1 protein-coding gene is annotated in these 231 nt (G+C 65.8%); it reads right to left on the minus strand.

Annotation, left to right across the window (positions count from 1 at the left end):
• Positions 1 to 231, minus strand: a 231-nt coding sequence (locus tag RTW80_RS31045; protein WP_312722113.1) for a methyl-accepting chemotaxis protein, incomplete at both ends; no start/stop codon positions are given.

Raw genomic sequence — 231 nt, forward strand, 5'->3', positions numbered from 1 at the left:
CCACCGCGTCGTTCAGGCGTGCAGCCTGATCTTCCAGCGCCGCAGCTGCCGCCGCAGACTCTTCCACCAGCGAGGCGTTCTGCTGGGTGACGCGATCCATCTCCGCCACCGCCTGACCCACCTGGTCGATACCGCGGCTCTGTTCGTCGGAGGCCGACGCAATCTCACCCATGATGTCCGTCACGCGCGTAACCGCATTGACGATCTCCGCCATCGTCGCGCCCGCTTCAT

The organism is Escherichia sp. AM3 (assembly GCF_032029835.1).
Classification (GTDB): Bacteria; Pseudomonadota; Gammaproteobacteria; order Enterobacterales; family Enterobacteriaceae; genus Escherichia; species Escherichia coli.